This window comes from uncultured Caballeronia sp. (genome assembly GCF_964243625.1).
Lineage (GTDB): Bacteria > Pseudomonadota > Gammaproteobacteria > Burkholderiales > Burkholderiaceae > Caballeronia.
The window spans coordinates 1-2,048 of record NZ_CAXTGZ010000845.1 but is presented as its reverse complement, the minus strand read 5'-3'; the positions used below and the strand labels follow the sequence as shown (position 1 = coordinate 2,048).

Below are 2,048 nucleotides of genomic sequence, written 5' to 3'. Positions count from 1 at the left end.
GCGATGAATTCGATCATCTGATCAGCGTCGATCCGGTTCGGATCTTTAAACCGCATGATCAAGCGTACGCATTGGCCGAGCGGGTTTTTGGACTTGCGCGCGGATCGATTCTGTTTGTGTCGTCGAATGCGTGGGATGCAACCGGTGCGCGATATTTCGGTTTCCCGACGTGCTGGATCAATCGCGGCGGCGGGACCTTTGATGAGATGGGGCAAGCACCGGACTGGGAGTTGCGCGGGCTCGATGAAGTGGCGCGGCTGTTCGATGGCGCTGAACGGAATGCGCCTCTGGCCTGAGAAAAAACGGGGCGGCTTCGGCTTGATGCAGAAGCATAAGCCGCCCGTTATCATCACGGCCGAAGACTGTGATAGTACGCGGCAAGATTCGCGATATCGGTATCGGATAGCGGCTTGGCCATCATCGTCATCATCTCGTTCTGGCGCGCGCCGGATTTGAAATCGTTCAGCGCCTTGACCAGATACTCTTCGGTTTGTCCGGCGAGATTGGGTGCGTCCGGAATCTTCGCGAGGCCGTCAATGCCGTGACATGCCTGGCATTGCAGGGCTTTGGCGCGTCCAGCCTGCACGTCGGCGGCGAGCGCCGCATGTGCGGACCACACGGCGGCCGCGACTAGCGCCGCCGTCATCATCGTCGATGATTTCTTCATTTTCCGCCCGTGTAAGAGATGCGATAGATTGCGCCGGCGAAGTCATCGGAGACGAGCAGCGAGCCGTCCTGCAACTGCTGCACGTCAACCGGACGGCCCATATACTCGCCCGTTGGCGTGAGCCAGCCTTCAGCAAATACCTCTGCCTCGCCAGCCGTGCCGTCATCCTTGACCGGCGTGAACATGATGCGCGCGCCGATCGGCGTCGTGCGATTCCACGAGCCGTGCTGGGCATCGAATATCCCACCCTGATACTTCGCCGGGAACATCTTGCCGGTGTAGAACGACATGCCGAGGTCGGCCGCGTGCGCCACCATTTCGACTTGCGGGAACACCACGCCGGCAGGTGGCGTTGCGTCCTTGTATTCGACTGTGCGGACCTTGCCGCCGCCATACCAAGGGAAGCCGAAGTTCTCGCCCGCTTTCGTCGCGCGATTGAGTTCGCCGGGCGGAATGTCGTCGCCCATGCCATCGACCTGGTTGTCGGTAAACCACAGCGTCTTGTCCTTCGGATTGAAGTCGAGACCCACGGAATTGCGTATGCCATGTGCATAGATTTCGCGGTTCTTGCCATCCTGATCCATGCGGATAATGCCCGCGAGACCGTTCTTGTCGAGCTCGGCGAGCTTGTCCTTTGGCGGCACGTTCCATGGCTGCCCCAGCGCGATATACAACTTCTTGTCCGGTCCGATGCGGCACACGCGCGCGCCATGATTGAAGCTTTCGAACTGCGTCGGAATCAGCTTGCCCTGCGGCACGACGACGGCCGCCGCGACATCACCGCCGCCTTCTCCAAAGAATTGCGCTGCAGGAAACGCAAGCACACGATTCTGCTCGATGACGTAAAGAACACCGTCAGGCGAAAAACATACGCCGTTGGGAACCTTGAACGTCACCGAACTTGCAAAGGCGACGACATCGTCCGCAACCCGGCGCTTGGTGCGGTCAGTCACTTGCCATACGCGCGCCTTGCGCGTGCCGACGAAGACAACGCCCGTCGATGGTTCGATCGCCATGTGGCGCGCGTCCGGCACGACCGCATACAACTCGATCTTGAAGCCCGGCGGCAGTTTGATCGACTTGAGATTTTCACGCAGCGCGTCGGCGCGCTGGCCGGTTTGCGGCACGGTTTCGGCGGGCGTGGTGTTACCCGTTTGCTGGAAGTTAGAAAGCGTATTGACGTTGTCCTGCGCCGCCTGGGCGCATGGCAGGGCGGCGAGCATCGCGCCAACGGCAACAGGCATAAGCTTGAGCGCTGCGTTCATCTGTTTGTCTCCTGGGATGTTGCTTCGTTTTTAGTGACTGCAACTACGGACAAAAAGTGATGTGCGATACGAAACATGCCGTGCCCGCGTGCGATGCTCGCGCTAAACGATGCCAT

Annotated in this window: 3 protein-coding genes; 1 reads left to right on the top strand and 2 read right to left on the bottom strand. The window is 59.8% G+C overall.

Annotation, left to right across the window (positions count from 1 at the left end; all coding sequences use genetic code 11):
• The coding region (locus ACFFAR_RS31660) for an HAD-IA family hydrolase (protein WP_375509281.1) at positions 1–296 on the top strand (296 nt) is incomplete at its 5' end.
• A gap of 53 nt (positions 297–349) precedes the next feature.
• Here ACFFAR_RS31660 and ACFFAR_RS31655 read toward each other — a convergent pair.
• The gene (locus tag ACFFAR_RS31655; protein WP_062001970.1) at positions 350–667 is read right to left on the bottom strand and encodes a cytochrome c; all 318 of its coding nucleotides are present in this window, start codon (positions 665–667) and stop codon (positions 350–352) included.
• Positions 664–1,932, bottom strand: coding sequence for a PQQ-dependent sugar dehydrogenase (locus ACFFAR_RS31650; protein WP_375509280.1), 1,269 nt, complete (start codon positions 1,930–1,932; stop codon positions 664–666). Before ACFFAR_RS31650 ends, ACFFAR_RS31655 begins: the two co-directional genes overlap by 4 nt.
• Positions 1,933–2,048: the final 116 nt, after the last annotated feature.

Excerpts from the sequence above, each read along its gene's own strand:
- ACFFAR_RS31650 (WP_375509280.1), bottom strand. The coding sequence starts at position 1,932 with ATGAACGCAGCGCTCAAGCTTATGCCTGTTGCCGTTGGCGCGATGCTC.
- ACFFAR_RS31655 (WP_062001970.1), bottom strand. The coding sequence starts at position 667 with ATGAAGAAATCATCGACGATGATGACGGCGGCGCTAGTCGCGGCCGCC.